The 21,144-nt window shown below is 73.1% G+C and carries 17 protein-coding genes; 11 read left to right on the forward strand and 6 right to left on the reverse strand.

Going from position 1 to position 21,144, the window contains the following annotated elements; all coding sequences use genetic code 11:
* The coding region (locus C1A33_RS17615) for a LysR family transcriptional regulator (RefSeq protein ID WP_101832570.1) at positions 1 to 944 on the reverse strand (944 nt) is incomplete at its 3' end.
* 167 nt (positions 945 to 1,111) lie between these two features.
* Here C1A33_RS17615 and C1A33_RS17620 point away from each other — a divergent pair.
* From C1A33_RS17620 to C1A33_RS17635, 4 genes are all read left to right on the forward strand, one after another.
* Positions 1,112 to 1,777, forward strand: a complete 666-nt coding sequence (locus tag C1A33_RS17620) for a succinate dehydrogenase cytochrome b subunit (protein WP_101832571.1) — start codon at positions 1,112 to 1,114, stop codon at positions 1,775 to 1,777.
* A 19-nt stretch (positions 1,778 to 1,796) separates the two neighbouring features.
* Positions 1,797 to 3,740 carry a fumarate reductase/succinate dehydrogenase flavoprotein subunit gene (locus C1A33_RS17625; RefSeq protein WP_101832572.1) on the forward strand — a complete coding sequence of 648 codons (1,944 nt, stop codon included), beginning with the start codon at positions 1,797 to 1,799 and terminating at the stop codon, positions 3,738 to 3,740.
* 13 nt (positions 3,741 to 3,753) lie between these two features.
* Positions 3,754 to 4,500 carry a succinate dehydrogenase/fumarate reductase iron-sulfur subunit gene (locus C1A33_RS17630; RefSeq protein WP_101832573.1) on the forward strand — a complete coding sequence of 249 codons (747 nt, stop codon included), beginning with the start codon at positions 3,754 to 3,756 and terminating at the stop codon, positions 4,498 to 4,500.
* 86 nt (positions 4,501 to 4,586) lie between these two features.
* Entirely contained in the window at positions 4,587 to 5,870 is a 1,284-nt protein-coding gene (locus tag C1A33_RS17635; protein ID WP_243407667.1) for an NAD(P)/FAD-dependent oxidoreductase, read from the forward strand.
* A gap of 242 nt (positions 5,871 to 6,112) precedes the next feature.
* Here the strand turns inward: C1A33_RS17635 and C1A33_RS17640 are convergent, their stop codons facing one another.
* From C1A33_RS17640 to C1A33_RS17650, 3 genes are all read right to left on the reverse strand, one after another.
* Positions 6,113 to 7,558, reverse strand: a complete 1,446-nt coding sequence (locus C1A33_RS17640; protein ID WP_101832575.1) for a collagen-like domain-containing protein — start codon at positions 7,556 to 7,558, stop codon at positions 6,113 to 6,115.
* Positions 7,559 to 7,656: 98 nt separating this feature from the next.
* Entirely contained in the window at positions 7,657 to 9,795 is a 2,139-nt protein-coding gene (locus tag C1A33_RS17645) for a DUF4012 domain-containing protein (RefSeq protein ID WP_243407669.1), read from the reverse strand.
* A 23-nt stretch (positions 9,796 to 9,818) separates the two neighbouring features.
* Positions 9,819 to 11,642: a tyrosine-protein kinase domain-containing protein gene (locus C1A33_RS17650; protein ID WP_101832576.1), complete on the reverse strand. Its 1,824-nt coding sequence runs from the start codon at positions 11,640 to 11,642 to the stop codon at positions 9,819 to 9,821.
* Positions 11,643 to 11,759: 117 nt separating this feature from the next.
* Here C1A33_RS17650 and C1A33_RS17655 point away from each other — a divergent pair, with 117 nt between their 5' ends.
* Complete coding sequence (locus tag C1A33_RS17655) at positions 11,760 to 13,691, forward strand: polysaccharide biosynthesis protein (protein WP_101832577.1); 1,932 nt, start codon at positions 11,760 to 11,762, stop codon at positions 13,689 to 13,691.
* Here the strand turns inward: C1A33_RS17655 and C1A33_RS17660 are convergent.
* Positions 13,681 to 14,637 carry an NAD-dependent epimerase/dehydratase family protein gene (locus C1A33_RS17660; RefSeq protein WP_101832578.1) on the reverse strand — a complete coding sequence of 319 codons (957 nt, stop codon included), beginning with the start codon at positions 14,635 to 14,637 and terminating at the stop codon, positions 13,681 to 13,683. The two genes, C1A33_RS17655 and C1A33_RS17660, sit on opposite strands and share 11 nt — an antisense overlap.
* A 171-nt stretch (positions 14,638 to 14,808) precedes the next feature.
* On the opposite strand from C1A33_RS17660, the gene C1A33_RS17665 reads away from it, so the two are divergent.
* The 3 genes from C1A33_RS17665 (at position 14,809) to C1A33_RS17675 (ending at position 16,966) form a co-directional block, all read left to right on the forward strand.
* A complete protein-coding gene (locus C1A33_RS17665; RefSeq protein WP_101832579.1) occupies positions 14,809 to 15,567 on the forward strand; it encodes an acetyltransferase in 759 nt (252 codons plus the stop codon).
* 108 nt (positions 15,568 to 15,675) lie between these two features.
* A complete protein-coding gene (locus C1A33_RS17670) occupies positions 15,676 to 16,413 on the forward strand; it encodes a tyrosine-protein phosphatase (RefSeq protein ID WP_423748101.1) in 738 nt (245 codons plus the stop codon).
* Between the two features lie 28 nt (positions 16,414 to 16,441).
* A complete protein-coding gene (locus C1A33_RS17675) occupies positions 16,442 to 16,966 on the forward strand; it encodes a lytic transglycosylase domain-containing protein (protein WP_101832581.1) in 525 nt (174 codons plus the stop codon).
* Positions 16,967 to 17,000: 34 nt separating this feature from the next.
* Here C1A33_RS17675 and C1A33_RS17680 read toward each other — a convergent pair whose 3' ends face one another.
* Positions 17,001 to 17,207, reverse strand: coding sequence for an RNA-binding S4 domain-containing protein (locus C1A33_RS17680; protein WP_207770357.1), 207 nt, complete (start codon positions 17,205 to 17,207; stop codon positions 17,001 to 17,003).
* Between the two features lie 111 nt (positions 17,208 to 17,318).
* Here C1A33_RS17680 and C1A33_RS17685 point away from each other — a divergent pair, with 111 nt between their 5' ends.
* The 3 genes from C1A33_RS17685 (at position 17,319) to C1A33_RS17695 (ending at position 21,112) form a co-directional block, all read left to right on the forward strand.
* Positions 17,319 to 18,941 (forward strand): PucR family transcriptional regulator, encoded by a 1,623-nt coding sequence (locus C1A33_RS17685; protein ID WP_423748097.1) that lies wholly within the window; start codon positions 17,319 to 17,321, stop codon positions 18,939 to 18,941.
* Positions 18,942 to 19,157: 216 nt separating this feature from the next.
* Positions 19,158 to 20,171, forward strand: coding sequence for an ACP S-malonyltransferase (locus C1A33_RS17690; RefSeq protein ID WP_101832583.1), 1,014 nt, complete (start codon positions 19,158 to 19,160; stop codon positions 20,169 to 20,171).
* Positions 20,168 to 21,112 (forward strand): beta-ketoacyl-ACP synthase III, encoded by a 945-nt coding sequence (locus tag C1A33_RS17695; protein ID WP_101832584.1) that lies wholly within the window; start codon positions 20,168 to 20,170, stop codon positions 21,110 to 21,112. The genes C1A33_RS17690 and C1A33_RS17695 overlap by 4 nt, the downstream gene beginning before the upstream one ends.
* Positions 21,113 to 21,144: the final 32 nt, after the last annotated feature.

The following is a 21,144-nucleotide window of genomic DNA, read 5'->3' on the forward strand; positions in this document are numbered from 1 at the left end:
GTTGTGGGCGGGTGGGGGGTGAGCAGGCGGGTGCCGTCGGGGAGGTTGCCGGTGGCGGAGGCGTCGCGGAGGTACTCCCACAGGGCGCGTTGGAGTTCGACGGCGGCGCGGGTGGGCTCGACGTCGCGGCGACGCGCCAGGCCGATGGTGCGTTGCAGGCCGGGGGGCACGAACGGGGTGACGCGCATACCCAGACGGCGGGCCACCATGCTGGGAATGACGGCACTTCCGAGGCCGGCGGTGACGAAGCCGAGGACGGCGTCCATCTCGCCGCCCTCGATGGCGAACGTCGGCTCGAAGCCGGCCTCGCGGCAGGCTCCGACCGTCGCCTCGCGCAGGTCGTAGCCGCGGCGGAACATCACCAGCGGATGGTCACGCAGGTCGGGGACGGCCAGCGGACGGCCGGTGACCACCGGCGGCTCGTCCAGGGAGGAGACGAGGACGAGGCTCTCCCGGATCAGGGGGGAGGTCGCGAGGGCGGGGTCGGAGCTGTGCAGCGGCAGGATGATCAGCGCGAGGTCGAGGCCGCCGCCGGCGAGGTCGCGGACCAGGTCGCGGGAGCCGCCCTCCTCGACGAGCAGGCGGATGCCGGGGTAGCGCTGGTGGAACAGGCGCAGCACGTCGGGCAGGAAGCCGGTACACAGGCTGGGGGTGGCGCCGAGACGGACCGTGCCGTGGCGCAGGTCGAGCAGCTCGGTGACACGCTGGCGGGCCGTCTCCGTGTCGGCGAGGATACGGCGGGCGAGCGGCAGCAGGGTCTCGCCGGCGGCGGTCAGGCTGATGTTGCCGCGGGCCCGGTTGAACAGTGGTGCTCCCAACTCCTGTTCGAGCGCCCGGACCTGTTGGGACAACGAGGGTTGCGCCACATGCATCCGCTGCGCGGCCCGGGTGAAATGCCGGGTCTCCGCGACGGCGACGAAATAGGCGAGCTGGTGGAGCTGCACGCCCGCCAGCGTAGACCTCCATAGGGGTCGGCTATGGAGTCCAGCCTTATCATGTCTTGGACCACTGGACAGCGTGGTTCTAGGGTGCGTGCGTGGCTGTAACAACCCCAACGCGACCGGCGCCCGCCGCGCGCCCCCCGCGCCCCAAGCGGTCCTCCTCCGCCCCGTTGAACTTCTGGCGTTCAACGATCGGCAAGAAGACCGTGATGGCCGTCACGGGCGCACTCATGCTGCTGTTCCTGATCGTGCACATGCTCGGCAACCTGAAGATCTTCTTCGGCCCGACCGACTTCGACCACTACGCCCACTGGCTGCGCACGATCGGGGAACCGGTCCTGCACGGAGCATGGTTTCTGTGGATTATGCGGGTCGGCCTGGGTCTGGCGGTGATCCTGCACGTCGTCTCCGCGTACCAGCTCAGCCGGCGTGACCTGAAGGCGCGGCCGACCAAGTACGTCCACCACCAACGGGCCAGAGCCAGCTACGCGACGCACATCATGCGTTACGGCGGCATCACCCTGGCGCTGTTCATCGTTTACCACCTCCTGGACTTCACGACCCTCACCCTCAACCGGCACGGGGTCGAAGGCGCGGCCTACGACAACGTCGTGTCGAGTTTCAGTGTGTGGTGGGTCACTGTCATCTACATCGTCGCCATGCTCAGCCTGGGACTCCACATCCAGCACGGTTTCTGGAGCGCCGCCCAGACGCTCGGGGTGAACCGGCCGAGCCGCGACCGAGCACTCAAGGCGACCGCGACGACACTCGCCGTTCTCCTCACGGCCGGATTCATCGTGGTTCCGGTGGCGGTCCTCGCCGGGCTCGTGGACTGAAGACGCGAAGAAGGCTGACATGACGTTCTACAAAATCGGCGACGACATCGCCGACACCACCGCGCCGGACGTCCCGATCGAGCAGCGCTGGGACAAGCGCCGCTTCGACGCCAAGCTCGTCAACCCGGCGAACCGCCGCCGCCACTCCGTGATCGTCGTCGGCACGGGCCTCGCCGGCGGCGCGGCTGGGGCGACCCTGGCCGAGCAGGGCTACCGTGTCATCCAGTTCTGCTACCAGGACTCGCCGCGGCGCGCGCACTCGATCGCCGCCCAGGGCGGCATCAACGCGGCGAAGAACTACCGCAACGACGGTGACTCGGTCTACCGGCTGTTCTACGACACGGTGAAGGGCGGCGACTTCCGCGCGCGGGAGTCCAACGTCTACCGGCTGGCGCAGACGTCGACGCAGATCATCGACCAGTGCGTCGCGCAGGGCGTGCCGTTCGCCCGCGAGTACGGCGGTCTGCTCGACACCCGCTCGTTCGGCGGTGTGCAGGTCGCGCGGACGTTCTACGCCCGCGGCCAGACGGGCCAGCAGCTGCTGATCGGCGCCTACCAGGCGCTGTCGCGGCAGATCGACGCCGGCAACGTGGAGATGCACGCCCGCACCGAGATGCTCGACCTGATCGTGATCGACGGCCGCGCCCGCGGCATCGTCGCCCGCGACCTGATCACCGGGCAGGTCTCCACCTACCTGGCCGACGCGGTCGTGCTCGCCACCGGCGGCTACGGCAACGTCTTCTACCTGTCGACGAACGCCAAGAACTCCAACGCGAGCGCGATCTGGCGGGCGCACCGGCGCGGCGCGTACTTCGCCAACCCGTGCTACACGCAGATCCACCCGACCTGCATCCCGCGTTCCGGCGACTACCAGGGCAAGCTCACCCTGATGAGCGAGTCGCTGCGCAACGACGGCCGGATCTGGGTGCCGAAGAACCCCGGCGACACCCGCTCCCCGGACCAGATCCCCGAGGCGGAGCGCGACTACTACCTCGAGCGCATCTACCCGGGCTTCGGCAACCTGGTCCCCCGCGACATCGCCTCGCGCGCCGCGAAGAACCAGTGCGACCTCGGCCGCGGCGTCGGGCCCGGGGGCCTGGGCGTCTACCTCGACTTCGCCGACGCCATCCGCCGGATGGGCGAGGACAAGGTCCGCGAGAAGTACGGCAACCTGTTCGAGATGTACGACCGCATCACCGGCGAGGACCCGTACAAGGTCCCGATGCGGATCTACCCGGCCGTCCACTACACGATGGGCGGCCTGTGGGTGGACTACGACCTGCAGAGCACCATCCCGGGCTGCTTCGTCGTCGGTGAGGCGAACTTCTCCGACCACGGCGCCAACCGCCTCGGCGCCAGCGCCCTGATGCAGGGTCTGGCCGACGGCTACTTCGTGCTGCCGCCGATGCTCGGCAACTACATCGCGTCCACCAAGCTCGAGAAGGTGGACGCCAGCCACCCGGCCGTGGTCGACACGGTCAACGAGGCGACCGGCCGGCTCACCAGGCTGCTCTCGATCGACGGCGAGCGGACGGTGGACTCGTTCCACCGCGAGCTCGGCGAGATCATGTGGGAGGAGTGCGGCATGGCCCGCAGCGAGGACGGCCTGCGCAAGGCGCTCGGCCGGCTGCCGGAGCTGCGTGAGGAGTTCTGGCGCTCGGTGAAGGTGCCCGGCACCGGTGACCAGCTCAACCAGAGCCTCGAGCGGGCCAACCGGGTGTCGGACTTCCTCGAGCTCGGCGAGCTCATGTGCGTCGACGCGCTGCATCGCGAGGAGTCCTGCGGCGGCCACTTCCGGGTCGAGAGCCAGACCCCGGACGGCGAGGCCCGCCGCGACGACGACCGGTTCGCCTACGCCGGCGCGTGGGAGTTCGGCGGCACCGGCACCGGCGACCAGCCGATCCTGCACAAGGAGCCGCTGAACTTCGACTACGTCCACCTAGCACAGCGCAACTACGCGTGAGAAGGAGCCGACGGTGAAGCTCACCCTGCGGATCTGGCGCCAGGCCAGCCCGGACGAGCCGGGGCGCATGGTGGCCTACGAGGTGCCCGACGCCAACCCGGACATGTCCTTCCTCGAACTGCTCGACGTGCTCAACGAGCGGCTCACCCTGGAGGGCGACGACCCGGTGTCCTTCGACCACGACTGCCGGGAGGGCATCTGCGGAGCCTGCGGCGTGGTCATCAACGGGCAGGCGCACGGCCCGCGCGAGCGGACCACCACCTGCCAGCTGCACATCCGCGAGTTCAACGACGGTGACGTGATCGACGTCGAGCCCTGGCGCTCGGTCGCGTTCGGCGTCATCAAGGACCTGATGGTGGACCGGTCGGGCCTCGACCGGATCATCCAGGCCGGCGGCTACATCAGCGCCCCGACGGGCAGCGCCCCCGAGGCGCACTCCACGCCGGTGCCGAAGCCGATCGCGGACACGGCGTTCGACAACGCCACCTGCATCGGCTGCGGCGCGTGCGTCGCGGCCTGCCCGAACGGCTCATCGATGCTGTTCACCTCGGCGAAGGTGGCGCATCTCAACAGCCTGCCGCAGGGCGCGCCGGAGCGGGCGGAACGCGTGCTCAACCTCGTCGAGGCCATGGACGCCGAGGGCTTCGGCGGCTGCACCAACACCGGCGAGTGCACGGTGGCCTGTCCGAAGGGCATCCCGATGGACAGCATCGCCACACTCAACCGCGAGTACCTGCGGGCCTCGCTCGGCCGCAAGTAACACCCGCTCCACCGTGGCGCCGGTCGGTGCCGGCTCGCCGCCCGGATCTCGGGCGAGCCGGCACCGACTGGCGGACAATCATGCCGATGGACAATCGGACGCGGGCCGTTCCCGATCACGTGGCCGTCGTCGGCGGCGGGATGGTCGGGCTGTGTGTGGCCTGGTTCCTGCAGGACCACGGCGTACGCGTCACGGTCTTCGACCGGGACCGGCTGACCCGTGGCGCGGATCCCGCCGGCGCCGGCTCCTCCTGGGGCAACGCCGGCTGGCTCACCCCCTCCCTGACCACCCCGCTGCCCGACCCGGCGGTGCTGCGCTACGGCCTGCGGGTGCTGTGGCGGTCGGACTCCCCGGTGTACGTGCCACCGGTCGCCGACATGGCGCTCGCCCGTTTCGTCGCCGGCTTCGTCCGGCACAGCACCCAGCGCCACTGGCAGGCGGCGATGCGGGCGCTCGCACCCCTCACCCGCAGCGCGCTCGGCGCCTTCGACGACCTCGCCGCCGGCGGGGTGAGCGCGCCGACCCGCGCAGCGGCACCGCTGCTCGCCGGCTACCAGCGGCGCGCCGACCTCGACGTGCTGCTCGCCGAACTCGCCGAGGTGCGCGCGGCCGGGCAGCGGGCCGACGTCGACGTGCTCGATCCCGTCACCGCGCGCGACCTCGAACCCCTGCTCGGCGAGAACGTCCGCTACGTCGTGGCGCTGCACGGGCAGCGGTTCACCGATCCCGGGCGCTTCGTCGCCGCGCTCGCCGACAGCGTGCGCGAACGCGGCGGCGTCCTGCACGAGTCGACGGCGGTCGACGCGCTGCGCCCCGCCGCCGAGCACGTCGAGGTGGACACCTCACCCGCGTCCGCCGCCTGCGCGGTCGACGCGGTGGTGCTGGCCACCGGCGCCTGGCTGCCCCGGCTGGGTGGGCCGTTCGGGATCCGCCGGCCGGTGCAGGCCGGCCGCGGCTACAGCTTCCACGTCGCGACCCCGCAGCCGCCGAGCGGGCCGATCTACTTCCCCGCCTCCCGGGTGGCCTGCACGCCGATCGGCGCCGGGCTGCGGGTCGCGGGAATGATGGAGTTCCGCGCGCCGGACGCCCCGCTCGATCCGCGGCGGATCCAGGCGGTGGTGACGGCGACCCGCGGCCTGCTGCGCGGGGTGGACCTCGACCGGCGTACCCACGAGTGGGTCGGGCCCAGGCCCTGCACACCGGACGGCCTGCCGCTGGTCGGTCGGACGTCGTCGCCGCGCGTCTTCGCCGCCGGCGGCCACGGCATGTGGGGAATCACGCTGGGCCCGGTCACCGGCCGCCTGCTCGCGGACGCGATCGTCACCGGCCGTGCCGTCCCCGAGCTCGCCCCCTTCGACCCGCTGCGCTGACAGGAACCCGGCGCTGAGCGGGCGCCCACGCCAGGATGGCCGCCCCCGCGCGGGTGGGGGCGGCCGGGTCGGCCTCCGCCGGTGGCCGCGGCTTGGCGGCGGACGGCCCGGCGGGACCGATGGTCGTGCGCTGTTTCCTGTGGAGTGCGCTGTTTCCTGTGGAGTGCGATGCACCCGCACCGCCGCGGGCGCGTGGCCAGCGGCGATGCGGGGAGAACCGAACCGATCAGGCCCCGAACCGATCAGGCCTCGGTCCGCGTGGCGGTGGCGGTCGTCATCGCGGCGACCCGGCGGCGGCGGGCGGCCACCCGCAGCAGCGCTCCGCCACCGAGCAGGGCGAGGGCGATCGAGGCCATCGCACCGGTCTCGACACCGGTGAACGGCAGTGCCCCGCCCCCCGGTGCCGCCGCGCCGCCGGCGCCCACCCCGCCGCCGCCGCCGACGACACCGACGCCGACGCCGGCGACGACGCAGGGCACGCCGTCGTGGCCGTCCCTACGGTCCTTGTCGTCCCGGTCCTTGTCGCCGAACAGGCCGTCCTTGTCGTCCCGGTCCTTGTCGTCCCGGAAGCCGTCCTTTCCGTCCCGGAAGCCGTCCTTGTCGTCCCGGAAGCCGTCCTTGTCGTCCCGGAAGCCGTCCTTGCCGTCGTGGAAGCCGTCCTTGCCGTCGTGGCCGTCCTTGAAGCGGTCCCCGTCGGACAGCTCGTCGGCCCGGGCCTCCCGGAAGCCGTCCTTGCCGTCCCGGAAGCCATCCTTGCCGTCCCGGAAGCCGTCCTTGCCGTCCCTGAAGCGGTCCTTGTCCCCGAAGCCGTCCCCGAAGCAGCCGTCGCGGTCGTCGCGGTCCTTGCCGTCGTGGCCGATCCAGTCGCCGATCCAGCTGCCGATCCAGCCCGGGTCGAAGGGCAGGCCCTCGATGCCGTGCTGGCCGAATCCGACGACCAGGACGTCGGCGTTGACGATGCGGGTACCCGCGGCCTGGGCCGGCGGCGGGTCGAGGGCTGCCGCCAGACCGACGTTGATCGGCGGCACGACCGGGCCGACCTCGCCGGTCCCGGCGTCGGGAGCACCGGCATCCGTCAGTCCCTCGGGCTCAGCGATCTGCGGACCACCCGGTCCACCGGGACCGCCCGGCCCACCAGGACCACCCGGTCCACCAGGGCCGCCGGGACCACCGGGGCCACCCGGACCGCCCGGGCCCCAGGGGCCGCCGTGCGGCGGGAAGATCGGCCTGCCATTGCCCGGCCTGTGCCGCGGCTGGCCGCCGCGGCCAGGTCCCGGTACGACGCCGGTCGTGCCGGTGGTGAACACGCCCCGGCCGATGGCGGCGAGGTGCTGCGAGCCGGTCTGTGTGAGGTTCACGGGAACGCCGAACGCACCGGTGCGGCCCGCGTAGGTGCGGGTGCGGAGAACGCCGTTGACCTCGATCTGAATGGCGGAACCGGGGACGAATCCGCAGCCGCTGAACACCACGCTCTCGCCGGCGATGATCACCGACTTGCTGACGCTGCCCGACCCGATAGGCCCCGAGCAGTTGCTGCTGCCGCCGCTGCCGCCACCACCGACGGGCGGATACGCTGTGTCACCGAGAATGGGCGGGTCGTCGATAGCCGCGGCGGGCAGGGCAGGCAGCGCGGCGAGCGCCATGCCGCCGCCTGCCACCAGCGCGACTCCGAGGGGTCGGAACTTCATACAGGCACTCTCCCTGCGGAAGATCAGGTCAAGCAGATGAACGATTGACGACACGGAGAGTATCGATAACTACTCTCCGTGTCCACAACCTTCCGCAGTCAACTTCCAACTCTACGTGACCATGGGGAGGTGACCGGCACCCCCTGGACGTCGAGGCGCTCCGGCACCGGCAGCGGCTGCGGCCGCACGGCGAGCGCCGGACCCGCCTGCGGCTCCAGCACCTTGAGTTCCAGCGTCCTCGTCTGGCCCCGGTCGATGGTCAGGTAGGTCGAGACGACCGGCAGGCCAGCCTCACTGCCGGTGGTCAGACCGATGGGCTGACCGTCGAGGCGTGCGCCCGCGAAGAGGCTGTCCCGACCCGTGTACACCGACAGCCAGATGCTGTTCTGGGCACCCGGGTTGCCGTCGGAGTTCGGCTCGTCCGCTCGGTTGCGCACGTATGCGGTCAGGCCGTCGGGGGCCGTGTTGGTGACCCGGACCACGATCGTCACCGCACCCGCGCCGTTCGGCAGCCGTTGCACGCTGTAGCTGGTCCGCCGTCGCAGCCAGTAGTCAAGCTTGCTGGCCGCGGCGTTCTGGGTGACGACGGCGAGATACGGACCGGTGCCGGTGGGCAGCGCGCCACCCAGCGCCGTCGACGAAAGAACCTCCTGCTCATCGGCGTGGTCACTTGACACAGTCAACCGCCCCTCTCGGACCGCCCGGGTCAGAGCGGTGAGGAGCTTCGCCGAATTGCCCCCGCCGGATTCCAGCGACCCGTAGACCGCCTGCCCGACCTGCGCGAAGAAACGGTCCCGCCCCGACACCGTCGGGATCCGCGCGTAGACCTGCGACTCCACCAGATCCACCAGGTTCCCCGCCGAGACGACCTGCCCGCCCGGCAGCACCGCGGGCCGCCCGCCCGCCAGCAGGTAGGCCATCGTCGTCGGATCGAGGCTGATCGTGCCGTCCACCGGGACGCCCGTCCCCGTGCGGTACATCGCCGTGTAGAAGCGGGCGGCGGTCGGGTAGTCCGGGGTCAGGTTCGCGTTGGCCCACACCCGGTTCGGCCAGAACGAGCTGTAGCGCGCGCCGAACGAGCCGGTCAGCTCGGCGACCGGATCCGGCTGGGTGGGCCCGCCCGGCAGTGAGCCGTTGCCGGAGATGCCGGTCAGGGCCAGCCGTCCCCGGTCCGCCGTCAGCACGCCGAACCCGCCGATGATTCCCCCGTTGGCCCGGGACTCGGCCGGGTTCTGCACGATGAGCAGGTAGCGGCGCGGGCCGGCGGCGCCGAGCATGTCCGGCCCGATCCGAGCCGCGAGCGCGACGTTGTCCAGCGCGTCGGAGAGCTGCCCGCCGCGGTCGACGAGCTCCGCGCGGGCGCCGTCCACGCCGGTGACCCGGCCGAGCCGGCCGCAGTCGGGGACCCGCTCGGCCGCGGCCCGCAGTGCGTCCAGTGCGGCGGCGGCCCGCTGGGCCGGCTGGCGGGCGGCCGCGAGCGCCGCCACATCGATGGTCATCTGATGCCGCAGCCGCGTCGGGTCGAGGGTGGCGCCGAGATCGGCGACGGCGGGCAGGCCCGTGCCCGACAGGGCGTCCACCGCCCGGATGAGTTCCGCCGCCGACCGGGGCGGGCAGCCCGCCCAGGGGACGTGGCCGAACGCCGACCACACCGGGTCGCCGGTGAGGGAACGGGCCGCGCGGGCCCGCCGGCCGATCGCCGCCACCTGCGCACGCAGGTCGCGCTCGGACGGGTAGTCCCCCGCCATCATCTGCCGCTGCAGCGACGTGATCCGCGCCCGGGCCTGCTCCAGCTGCTCCCGGGCCAGCAGGCCGCGCACACCGACCCAGCCGAGGAGGCCCAGCATCAGGGCGAAACAGAGCGCGATCCCCGCGACGACCCATTTCCGTGGACGCCAGCCCCGTTCGGCACCGTCCCGCTCGTCCTCCTCGCCCGGGGACGGTTGGCCGCCGTCACCGTTCTCGGCTCCCCTGGCGCCAGCGCTGTCGTCGGCGTCGGCGCTGGGCCGCGTGTCCGCCCGTGGTGGGCCATCGCCCGGCCGGTGATCGGCGGGTTCGCCGACGCGGCCGGGAAGGGGCAGTGCGTTGCTGGCGGCACCGGGCCTGGTGCCGAGCTGTGTCCAGGCGGGCCGTGGCGACCCGTCCGGGACGGATCCCGCGCCCGGCTGGCGCGGGATGACAGGTGGATCATCCGAGCCCGTCGCCGCTCGCCGGGCCGGTTGCCCCGGCTCCGGCATGCTGTTCCCCGATCCCCCGGTTGTCACCGACCGGACGGCGGTCGGATGGCGCGCCGCCCGCCCGGCGCCATCCCGGCCTCGGCAGGACCGGCCGTCGCGCCGGCATCGCCCGTGCCGGCGTCACCGGGCTGGCGGCCGCCGTCCGGCTGGGCGGGGCCCCGCCGGCGGAAGCCGGCTCGGGAGCGGGCCTGGACTCCGCCGGAGCGGTCACCGCCGGAGCGGCCGCCGCCGGTCGAACCGGCCGCGTCACGTCCGGCCGCGTCGCGCACCGCCGCGTCGCGCACCGCCACCTCGCGCACCGCCACCTCGCGCCCAGCCACCTCGCGGCGCACGCCGGTTCCCTGCGGATCGGCGTCCGCGGACTCCCGCGCGGCCGGCACCGTGACGGACTCGCGGCCGCCGGCGGGGCGCACGCCGGAGTCGGGTGCGAGCATCCGCGTGGCGCGCGCGGCGGCGGCGCGGGCGTGCCGGCCGCGGGGCGCGTAGCTGCTGTACTGGCCGAAGTAGTAGGCGTCCGGTCCCTTGGTCGGGACCATGTTGAGCACCGTGCCGACCATCCGGGCGTCCACCGCGCGCAGCGTCTCTGTGGCGCGGCGCAACTGCTCACGCCGGGTCCGGCCAACCCGCGCAACCAGCAGGACCCCGTCGGCGCGGGTGGCGAGCACCGCGGCGTCGGTGACGGGCAGCAGCGGCGGGGCGTCGAGGAGCACGAAGTCGAACCGGGTGTGCAGCAGGTCGATGAGGTCGGCCATGTTCTGCGAGCCGAGCAGCTCGCTCGGGTTCGGCGGGACCGGCCCGGAGGCGAGCACCTCGATCTTGCCGGCGCCGACGCGGCCCTCTCCCCACGGCTGCAGGACGTCGTCGAGGTCGGCCGCGCCGATGAGCACCGAGGTGAGGCCCGCCGCCGACTCGACGCCGAGGTAGCCGGAGAACGACGGCCGGCGCAGGTCGCCCTCGATGAGGCAGACCCGGTGGCCGCCCTGCGCCAGGCTGATCGCGAGGTTGCAGACGGTCGTCGTCTTGCCCTCGCCCGGCACGGAACTGGAGACCAGGATCGACCGGGGTCCGGCGTCGACGTCGACGAACTGCAGGTTGGTCCGCAGCTGGCGGAACGCCTCGGCCCGGGCGGAGTGCGGCCGGGCGTTGGTGATGAGCGGGCGGCGCACCGACTCGGTGTCATAGTTGATCATGGCCAGGTTCGGCAGGTCGGTGACGTCACGGGCGTCGTCCTGGCCGGAGATGCTGGTGTCCAGCCGGAAGCGGACGATCGCCGCGGTGATCCCCAGGATCAGGCCGAGCAGCAGGCCGAGCGCCATGTTGCGGGTCGGCTGCGGGGCGACCGGCGAGGTGGGGAGCTTGGCGCGCTCCCACACGTTCACCCGCACGGACGGCGGGCTGTCGTCGGCGGGACGCTCGATCATGGCGACGGCGTCGGAGAACTCCTCCCCGACCGCGTCGGCGATCGACGTGGCCTGCCGCGGGTCCCGGTCGCGCACGGTGGCCTTCAACAGCACCGTGTCCGGGACGGCCTGCGCGGTGACCTGCCCGCGCAGCTGGTCCGGGGTGGTCCGCAGGTGCAGCCGGTGGATGACGGCCATCGCCACCCGGTCGCTCGCCACCAGGTTGGCGTACGACTTCACCCTCTGCTGGGACAGCAGGCCGCCCTGGTAGGCGGAGGCGGCACCGTCGGCGTTGTCCGGCGAGGAGACGACCATGGTCACCGACGCGGCGTACTCCTTCGTGGACCGCCAGGTCGAGCCGGCGGCGAGCAGCCCGCCGAGCACCACGAAGGCGAGCATGAGCATCCAGCTGCGGCGAAGGACGCGGACATAGTCGCGCAGTTCCACTCGTCGACCACCCTCCCGGGATGAAGATCCCGACCACTCACCGTCATTGAGGACCCCCCCAACATACCCGATGAGTAGCGATTATTTTACTCTCCGTTACGCTTACTCTATGGCCTCATGTGGAGACGTAGAGTAGACGGCGCGGTCGGTAGCCGGTGGACTGAGCACCTCGCACGGCGCGTGTCGCGCCTCGACCTCCGCCAGCGAGTGGGGCTGCACATCGCGCTCGACAGCCTGGCGATGATCATCGGGCTCACGTCAGCCCAGTTCGGTCGGTTCGACTACACCCTCAGCGCGCTGTCCGGCTTCGGCTTCTGGGTGATCTGCGCCCTCGCGGTCTGCCTGCTCCACTTCCTGGGCACCGCGCTGCACCTGTACCTGGGGCGCTACCGGTTCGGCGGGTTCGAGGAGGTGCTCGGCCTGCTCGTCGCGGTGCTGCTGACGATCGTCGGGGTGCTCGTCGTCATCGCCACGTTCGGCTCCCCCCGGCCGATGCCGCTGAGCGTGCCCCCGCTGGGCGGCACCGTCACGCTCGTGGTCATGTTCGGCGTCCGCTACCTGTGGCGGCTGCTGGAGGAACGGCTGCGCCGCCCCGACCGGAGCCGGGCCGAGCCGATCCTCGTCTTCGGCGCCGGTCAGGGCGGGGAGAGCGTCGTCGCGGCGATGCTGCGCTCGCAGGACAGCCCCTACTACCCCGTCGCGCTGCTCGACGACGACCCGAACGTGTACAACCTGCGCCTGTCCGGCGTGCGGGTGCGCGGCGGGCGGGACGCGATCGGGGCCGTCGCGGCCGACACCGGCGCCCGGACGGTGCTCGTCGCGATCCCGAGCGCCGATGCCGAGCTCCTCCGGGAGATCAGCAGAATCGCCGAGAACGCCGGGCTCGCCGTGAAGGTCGTGCCGCGGGTGGGCGATCTGATCGACGGCCGGGTCGGCGTCGGCGACATCCGCGACATGGACCTCGCCGACCTGCTCGGCCGCCGCCAGATCAGCACCGACATGAGCGGCGCCGCGGGCTACCTGGCGGGCCGCCGGGTCCTGGTCACCGGTGCCGGCGGGTCGATCGGCTCGGAGCTGTGCCGCCAGATCGCCCGCTTCGGCCCGGCCGAGCTGATCATGCTGGACCGGGACGAGTCGGCGCTGCGGGCCGTCCAGCTGTCGATCTCCGGCCGGGCGATGCTCGACGACGACGCCATCGTGCTCGGCGACATCCGCGACCTCGACCTGATGACCAGGCTCTTCGCCGAGCGCCGCCCGCAGGTCGTCTTCCACGCCGCGGCGCTCAAGCACCTGCCCCTGCTGGAGCGCTTCCCCGGCGAGTCGGTCAAGACGAACGTCTGGGGCACGCTGACGATCCTGCGCACCGCGCTCGCCTGCGGCGTCGAGCGGCTGGTGAACATCTCCACCGACAAGGCCGCGAACCCCGCCAGTGCCCTGGGCTACTCCAAGCGGATCACCGAGCGGCTCACCGCACACCTGGCCGGCCAGGCCGACGGCACCTTCGTCAGCGTGCGCTTCGGCAACGTGCTGGGCAGCAACGGCTCAGTGCTCACCGTGTTCGCCAGCCAGCTCGCCGCGGGTGGGCCGCTCACCGTGACCCACCCGGAGGTGACGCGCTACTTCATGACGATCCCCGAGGCGGTCGAGCTGGTCCTGCAGGCCGGCGCCATCGGCGCGCCCGGCGAGGCGCTCGTCCTCGACATGGGCGAGCCGGTGCGCATCGCCGACGTCGCCCGCCGGCTCGCCGCCCGCGAGCCACGGCCGATCGACATCGTCTACACCGGGCTCGGCACCGGCGAGAAGCTGCACGAGGAGCTGTTCGGCACCGGCGAGTCCGACCGGCGCCCGCATCATCCCCTCATCTCGCACGTGGGGGTGCCGGCGCTGGACCCGGCGCTGACCCTGGCCCTGGACCCTGGCGCGGCACCGGCGTCGGTGCTGGCCCAGCTGGCCGCCCTCACCCGCGCCGCCGCACCCGCCCCCAGCTCCGTGCGCGACCTGATCCCCCGCCAGCCGACGGCGGACCCGGCGAGGGGCGTCACGTCCTGACCGGCGGGTCGGCCGGCGCGCTCACCCCCCGCTCCGCGTACCAGGCGACCGTCGCCTCCAGTGCCTCGCCGAGAGTGATCCCGGTGGCGTCCGGGAACAGCGCGCGCATCGTCGCTGTCGCCGCCTGGGAGTCTCGGACGTCACCGGAGCGCGGCGCGTCGTGGCGCACGGTGAGCGACCGGCCGAGGATCCGCTCCAGCTCGCCGATGACGGTGAGCAGGTCCGTCCTGGTACCGAAGGCGATGTTGACGGGGTCGGGATGGCTCAGCCGCCGTCTCGCCGCGTCGCAGAGCATCTCGGCGACGCTCGCGACGTAGGTGAAGTCGCGGGTCTGCCGGCCGTCGCCGTGCACGGTCAGCGGGCGGCCCGCCAGCGCCGCCTCGATGAACGTCGGCACCACGGCGGCGTAGGCGTGCCCGGCCGACTGGTAGGGGCCGAAGACGTTGAACAGCCGCACCGCCAGCACCGGCAGGCCGAAGGCGCCCTGGTAGGACAGCGCGTATCCCTCGGCGGCCAGCTTCGACGCCGCGTACGGGCTCAGCGGCCGGCAGGGCCCGTCCTCCGGGCGCGGCAGCGTCCCGCCCGCGCCGTACACCGACGAGGAGGAGACGACGACGACGTGCGTCTCGGCCCGCTGGGCGACGTCGAGCACCGTGAGGGTGCCGGTCGCGTTGACCGCGTGGGTCGCCATGGGGTCGAGCAGCGAGCGTTCCACCGAGGGCCGCGCGGCCAGGTGGACGATGCTGTCCGCCCCCGTGCACGCCTCCTCGACCACCTCGCGGTCGGTCACGCTGCCCCGGACCAGCTTGACGGGCAGGCTCGCGAGGTTCGAGACGGCACCCGTGCTGAGATCGTCGATCACGACCACCTCCGCACCGGCGGCGAGCAGCGCCCTGGTCAGGTGGGCACCGATGAAACCGGCACCGCCTGTCACGACTACCTTCACCGATTCATCACCCTTCGAGTTCAGAAGGATGCCGATAGTAGTTGATGGCGACGCGCAATCGTGGCGCCACACTCCGCGTCACCCGCCGGACGTCACATCAACCTCAGGCGCCGCACCGCCGCTGTGAGTGTTGAGTTGAACTCATAGAGATGACGTTCTAGGTTTCGCCGCGTGCCTGACGAGCCACGTCCCCTGGTGATCGTGGGTGCGGACGGCCACGGCCGGGAGCTGCTCGACGTGGTAGAGGCGGTCAACGCGGCCGCGGCGGCCGCCGGCGGCCCGGCCCGTTACGCGTTCCTCGGCTTCCTCGACGACGGCTGTGCCGACCCGGATCCGGTCGCCCGCCGCGGCGCACCGCTGCTTGGCGGCCCGGCCCTGCTCGGCCAGCTCGACGCCGACTACCTCATCGGATACGGCGACGCCGCGACCCGGGCGCGCATCGATCACCACGCGTCCGTGCACGGCCGCCGTCCCGCCACCCTGGTGCATCCGCGGGCGAGCCTCGGCGGCGACGTCCGGCTCGGCCCCGGCACCGTCATCTGCGCTCTGGCCAGCCTCACGACGAACATCCGCACCGGCCGGCACGTGATCGTCGACGTCGCGGCGAGCGTGGCGCACGACTGCCGGCTCGGCGACTACGTGACCATGGCGCCTGGCGCGCGCCTGTCCGGCGGCGTCGCCGTCGGTGCCCAGGCGTGGATCGGCTCGCAGGCGAGCGTCGTCGGCCGCCGCCGGGTCGGCGACCGGGCGGTCGTGGGTGCCGGCGCCGTGGTCACCGACGACATCCGCGCCGCGGAGGTCGTCGCGGGCGTCCCGGCCCGGCCCATCGACGCCGCACCCGGCCGGCCACGGCCCCGCACGGGCTGGCCCGACACCGCGCCCGATCCGCGCGGCGCCGTCCCCGCCGAGCGCCACGCCCGCGTCGACTAGCGGCCCCATCAGCCACGAAATCGCTATTCGTCCATTGAAACGCCGTCATCGGCCTGTGGTGGGCGGGTCCGCGACCGTAGGATCTGACCCGTGGATCGCTGGCTCACCATGACGGGTTGTGACAACGTTCGCGATCTCGGCGGCCTGCCCACGGCCGACGGCTCGCTCACCCGATACGGCGTCTTCCTGCGCGCCGACTCGGTGCAGACCGCCACGGAGGACGACGTCATCCTGCTGCGGGATACCTACGGCCTGCGCACGGTCATCGATCTGCGGGCCAAGGAGGAGGCGTTGCGGGAGGGCCGCGGCCCCCTGGAGTTCGAGGCCATCGCCTACCACCACCTGTCGTTCCTGCCGGGCGAGTGGGTGATGCCGGACGATCCGCGTTACCCCGCGATCGTCCGCGACCAGGATTCCGCCGACCGCGTCGAGCACTACCTGAACTACCTGCGCCGGGCCGAGGACGCCGTCGCCCAGGCGCTGCGCGTGCTGGCCCATCCGGCCGCGGGCCCCGCGCTGTTCCACTGCGCGGCCGGCAAGGACCGCACCGGTGTGCTCGCCGCGATGATCCTCAGCATCGCCGAGGTCGACCGCGCCGCGATCATCGACGACTACACCCGGACCAACGAGCGGATCGAACGGGTCAACTCCCGGCTCGCCGACCGCCCGTCCTACAACCGCTCGGCGGTCCCGCTGACCCCCGGCCAGCTCAGCTGCCGGCCGGAGGTCATGAGCGGCTTCCTCGAAGGCGTCGACGCCGAGTGGGGCGGCGCCGCGGCCTGGGCGCGCCAGGCCGGCGTCAGCGACGGCGACCTGCGGGCACTGCGCTCAGCACTCGTCGGCTAGGCCGGCCTGGGGTAGGGACGGTAGGCCGATGATCCGGCGGGTGCCCGCGCGGCCGGTCGCGGCCGCCCTGCTCGCGCTCGCCCTGGCCGCCGGCTGCGGGATCCTGCAGCGCCCCCACCATGTGCCGGACGAGCTGATCCCGCTGTTCCAGGCCGCCGCCACCGCCTACGGGACCCTCACCGCCGCCCAGCTCGCCGCGCAGGCCCGGGTGGAGAGCAAGTTCAACCCGAAGGCGGTGTCGCGTGCCGGCGCCCGCGGGATCATGCAGTTCCTGCCGTCCACCTGGGCGGATTTCGGCGTCGACGGCAACCATGACGGCGTCGCCGATCCGATGGACCCGCGCGACGCCATCCCGGCCGCCGCGGCCTACGAGGCGAAGCTCGCCCAGCTCGTCGCCCACCTGCCCGGCGACCGCGTGTCGCTGATCCTCGCCGCCTACAACGCCGGGCCGGACGCGGTGCGCGCCGCCGGCGGCATCCCCGACATCGGCGAGACCCGGCGGTACGTGGCGAAGGTGCACGACTGGGCGGCCACGTTCTCCGACCAGCTCTGACTGGCGCCGACCAGCCCTCACCAGTGCGGCGCCGTCACCCGACCCGCAGCTGCTCGCCCGGAACCTGCACCTCGTCACCCGGCACGAGCTGGCGTCCGCGGCGGTTCTCCACGTCACCGTTGACCCGCACCATGCCGCCCGTCAGCAGCCCCTTGACGTCCGATCCCGCCTCGACGACGTCGGCGAGCTTGAGGAACTGGCCCAGCCGGATCGCGTCACCCTGGATGCTCACCTCTCGCATCCCCTCAGCATCGCCCCTGCCACCGGCGAGATGTGCAGGGCCTCCCGCCCGCCCGGGGCCGCGCGCCGACGACCCATCCCTCAATCTCCGTCCCCGGCCCGTGCCTGAGGCATGCTGGCGGACGTGGCAGGTAACCCCTCGGAACCGGTGGACGGCCCCCGGCAGCCGGCCGCCGGTGCGCAACCGGTGTCAGAGCAGGCACCGGAGCCGGCGCCAGGGCGGGCACCGTCCGCGCGCCGGGAGGCCGCGGATCGGGAGGAGACGCCCGACGGGGACAGCCCGGCCGCCCGGCGGCGACGGGTAGCCCGCGGCCGGGCCACGCACCGGGGGGTGCGCACGCCCGCGCTGGGCACCGCCGCCCCTGGCCAGCTGCCGCCCACCGACGACTTCCCGGACCAGCGCATCCCGAAGCTCGACAACACCGGCGGGACGAGCGAGGAGGTCGTGCGCCGGGTCGAACTGTCCAGCGGGATGCTGGCCTCCCGCGCGGCGGCCCGGATGGTGGAGGTTCTGCCGTGGTTCCCCACCATGTCGGCGAGCCATCGGGCCGGGATCCAGCTGGTGGTGCAGGCCGGCATCTCCTCGTTCGTCGAGTGGTGCCGGCGGCCGGAGCACGCGCGGGAGCTGTCGGAGGACGTCTTCCGGGTGGCGCCGCGCGAGCTCGTGCGGGCGGTGACCTTCCGGCGCCTGGTCGATCTGGTCCGGGTCGCGGTGGAGGCGATCGAGGCCGAGGTGCCCAACCTGGCCGGACCGGATCAGGAGCAGCACCTGCTCGCGGACGTGCTGCGCTACTCCCGCGACATCGCGTTCGCCGGCGCCGTCGTGTACGCGCGCGCCGCCGAGGAGCGCGGCGCCTGGGATGCCCGGCTGGAGGCACTGGTCGTCGACCACGTGGTGCGCGGCGAGGTCGACCGGGCGCTGCCGTCCCGGGCGGCGGCGGTGGGCTGGCGCAATCCACCCGCCGTCACGGTGATCGTCGGGCGCGCCGGCAGCGACGCGCCGGAGGTCGTGGTCGACGAGGCGCACCGGCTGGCCCGCATCGCCGGCCTGGAGGTGCTCGCCGGCGTGCACCACGACCGACTGGTGATGGTCGTCGGCGGCAACTTCGCGCTCTCGGGGGAGGACATCGGCCGCCCCGACGACGCCACCCCGGCAGCCGCGACCGCTGCCGCCGGCGGCGACGACGACGAGGGCCGCTCGGCCGCCGCGCCCGCCGACGACCGCCGTGGTGCCGGGCCGGGTGAGGTGCGCACCTCCCTGGACGCGGCCCGCGCGCTGATGCCGGCCTGCGGGCCGGGCCCGGTGGTCGTCGGCCCCGTGGTCCCCGATCTGACCGGCGCGCCGCGCGCCGCCCGCATCGCGCTCGCGGCGACCGACGTGGTGGCCGCCTGGCCGGCGGCTCCCCGCCCGGTCCGCGCCCGGGCCCTGCTGGCAGAGCTGGCGCTGGCCGGCGACGCCGACGCCCGCCGGGCGCTGGTCCAAGAGGTGTACGTGCCCCTTCGGGACGCCGGCACCCCGCTGTTGGAGACCGCCGGGGCGTACCTTGATTTCGGCTCGTCGCTGGAGGCGACCGCCCGGGCGCTGTATCTGCACACGAACACCGTGCGCTACCGCCTCCGCAAGGCCGCCGAGGTCTGCGGGCTCGATCCGGCGGACCACCGGGAGCGCTTCATCCTCCATGTGGCGCTCGTCCTCGGACGGCTGGACGGTACGTTATCTACAGGTAAATCTTGATCGACTTTATCGCTCCGAAGTCGCTCAACCCCGATGCGAGACCGGTCACATCCAGCGACTTCGCTGGCCAGTCAGTCGAATTCCGGTCGATACGCACAGCAGGAACAAACACACGGTGACCAAGGATCGGTTTGTAGGCCACCTACAACTCCGGGTCGACACATCGGTGAGTGGCCGCCAGCGACAGGGAGACCTCCCGAAGGGTTAGGTAGTCACGTGCTCGCGATCCTCGCACCCGGCCAGGGTGCCCAGACGCCCGGACAGCTTCGCGCATGGCGCGCTCTCCCCGGGGCCGAGGACAGGCTGCGCTGGTTCTCCGCCGCGGCCGGCATCGACCTGTTGGACGTCGGCTGCGAGGCGCCCGCCGAGACGATCCGGGACACGGCGATCGCCCAGCCCCTGATCGTGGCAAGCGGTCTGATCGCCGCCGAGCAGCTCGGGCTGCCGGTGACCGCACCCGTCGGGACCGCGTCTCTCGTCCTGGCCGGGCACAGCGTCGGGGAGATCACCGCCGCGGTGCTCACCGGCGTGCTGTCCGCCGAGGAGGCCCTGGTCCTGGTGGCGCTGCGGGGCCGCGCGATGGCCGACGCCTCGGCGCGGGCCGCGACCGGGATGACCGCGCTGCTCGGCGGGGACGCCGAGGCCGTGGCCGCCCGACTGGCCGAACTCGACCTGACCGCGGCGAACCGCAACGGCGCCGGCCAGATCGTCGCCGCCGGCACCGCGGCGGATCTCGCCCGGCTCGCGGCGGAACCGCCGGCCGGCGTCCGGCTGCGGCCGCTGTCCGTCGCCGGTGCCTTCCACACCCACCACATGGCTCCCGCCCGCGACGCGCTGGCGGCCGTCGCCGGCGGCATCCGCCCGGCCGCGCCGCTGGTGACCACGCTGTCGAACGCCGACGGCGCCCGGATCGACGAGCCGGCCGAGCTCCTGCGCCGGCTGGTCGCCCAGGTCGCCGCGCCGGTGCGCTGGGACCTGTGTCTCGCGACGCTGCGGGAGCTCGGCGTCAGCGCGGTCATCGAGCTACCGCCGGCCGGCACCCTCGCCGGTATCGCCCGCCGCGAGCTGCCCGGCACCAAGATCCTCCCGGTCAAGAGCCCGGACGACCTGCCCGCCGCCCGGGAGCTGATCGCCGAGCACCTCGACGCCGAGGTCCTGCGCCGTCCACCGGCCGGGCCGGCCCAGCGAAGGCCGGCCGATGACGAGACCCTCGTCGGGGCCCAGGCATGAGCGCCACGGGTGCGAGGCTCCTCGGCCTCGGCGTCTACCGCCCAGCGCGGGTCGTGACCAACGACGAGATCGCGCAGCGAGTCGACACGTCGGACGAGTGGATCCGGTCCCGCACCGGCATCGCGACGCGGCGGATCGCCGACGACGAGGAGACCACCGTCGCCATGGGCACGGTGGCCGCGGAGAAGGCACTCGCCTCCGCGGGCCTGACGGCCGACGCGATGGACCTGGTGATCAGCGCCACGTGCACGTCGCCGTCGCAGATCCCCGGGGCCGGGCCGCAGATCGCCCACCGGGTCGGCGCTGGCCGGGCCGGGGCGTTCGACCTCAACGGCGCCTGCGCCGGCTTCAGCTACGCGGTCTCGGTGGCCGCCGACATGGTGCGCGCCGGCAGCGTGCGGCACGTCCTGGTGGTGGCCAGCGAACGACTCTCCGACTACACCGACTGGGACGATCGCGGTACCTGCATCCTGCTCGCCGACGGCGCGGGAGCGACCGTGGTGGGCCCCGCGGAGACCGACGAGATCGGGCCGGCTGTCTGGGGCCACGACGGCTCGCGGCCGGAGGTCATCCGCGTGGCCGGCTATGGCGACAACATGTTCCGCATGGAGGGCCAGGCCGTCTTCCGGTGGGCCATCTCCCTGGTGCCGATGGTGCGGCAGATCTGCGAGCGGGCCGGCGTGGCGCCGGCGGAGCTCGCGGGTATCGTTCCGCACCAGGCCAACCTGCGGATCGTCGAGGCACTCGCCACGGGCATCGGCGCCACGAACGCCGTCATCGCCCGTGACGTCGTCGACTCGGGCAACACCTCCGCCGCGAGTATTCCGCTGGGACTCGCCCGGCTGGTCGACGCCGGCGAGATCCGCCGCGGCGACCCCGTGCTGCTGTTCGGCTTCGGCGCCGGGCTGACCTACTGCGGTCAGGTCGTGCGCTGCCCGTGACCATCTCTCCCCTGCCCCCGGTGCCAGCATCC

The sequence above is a fragment of the Frankia canadensis genome, from assembly GCF_900197875.1.
GTDB classification, from domain to species: Bacteria; Actinomycetota; Actinomycetes; order Frankiales; family Frankiaceae; genus Frankia; species Frankia canadensis.